We start from the raw sequence: 1,142 nt of genomic DNA on the forward strand, positions 1-1,142 counted from the left end.
GAGGGCACCGGCTATGCGCTGGTCCCGCCGGTGGTGATACGTGACGAGCTGAATTCGGGCAGGCTGGTCGAGCGTTGCCGTGTGCCGGAGGTGCGCGAGCGCTTTTACGCGATCTTCCAGCGCCGGCAGTTCCCGAACCCGCTCGTGCGCGAGCTGCTCGACACGCTTGCAACCCCTTCCGATCAATGAATACCCCGGTCCCCGGTCTGTTATCTTGCCGTAAATGACCGTGTCGTCACCGGAGCGGGTGCTTTGAGCGACATCCTCGATCTTCTCGAGAACAACCGACGCTGGTCGGAGCGGCTGTCCAGCGAGCGGCCGGACTTCTTCTCCCGGCTGGCGCGCCAGCAGAATCCGGACTACCTCTGGATCGGCTGTTCGGACAGCCGGGTGCCCGCCAACGACATCGTCGACCTGATGCCCGGGGAGCTGTTCGTGCACCGCAACGTCGGGAACGTGGTGGTCCACAGCGACATGAATGCCATGTCGGTGCTGCAGTTCGCCGTTGAGGTGCTGCACGTGCGCCACATCATCGTCACAGGCCATTACGGCTGTGGCGGGGTCCGTGTCGCCATGGGGCACCGTCAGTTCGGGCTGATCGACAACTGGCTGCGGCACATCAGGGACGTCTATCACCTCCACGAGACGGAGCTCGACGCGATCGAGGACGAGGAGCGGCGTACCGACCGGCTCTGCGAGCTCAATGTCGTCGAGCAGGTGCGCAACGTCTGCTACACGACCATCGTGCAGAATGCCTGGGCGCGCGGGCAGACCCTGGCGGTGCACGGCTGGGTCTACGGTCTTGTAGACGGGCGGGTGAACGACCTGTCGGTGAGCGTGCGCGGGCCGGGCGAGATCGACCGCATCTACCGCATGGATCCCATCGGCGACTGAGTCCGCCGCGGCGGCGCTATACTCGGGGAACGCGCCTGTTTCGTCCCGGGTCGAAGAGGACACAGGCGCCACTCAGGGAGGGGCGGGATCATGCGCCAGCTGTTCGCCATAGTCGTCGTATCCGCCGTCATGCTCGGTGGCTGCGCCAGTGTGCCGGAGTCCCTGCAGAGCGCGCCCGCCGCCTCGCCTACGCCGGCGGATGTCCGTGCGGAGGCCGGGCGGTATACCGGCACGCGGGTGCTCTGGGG

The 1,142-nt window shown here is 66.4% G+C and carries 3 protein-coding genes; all 3 read left to right on the top strand.

What is annotated here, in order from left to right; translation table 11 throughout:
- Nucleotides 1-189 (top strand): LysR substrate-binding domain-containing protein (locus tag G7A99_RS20315; RefSeq protein WP_240466360.1); only part of this gene is annotated, 189 nt, incomplete at its 5' end.
- Between the two features lie 63 nt (nt 190-252).
- Nucleotides 253-894 carry a carbonate dehydratase gene (can, locus tag G7A99_RS20320; RefSeq protein ID WP_163143671.1) on the top strand — a complete coding sequence of 214 codons (642 nt, stop codon included), beginning with the start codon at nt 253-255 and terminating at the stop codon, nt 892-894.
- Nucleotides 895-1,023: 129 nt separating this feature from the next.
- The coding region (locus tag G7A99_RS25990) for a Slp family lipoprotein (protein WP_371807646.1) at nt 1,024-1,142 on the top strand (119 nt) is incomplete at its 3' end.

The organism is Arhodomonas sp. KWT (genome assembly GCF_010993615.1).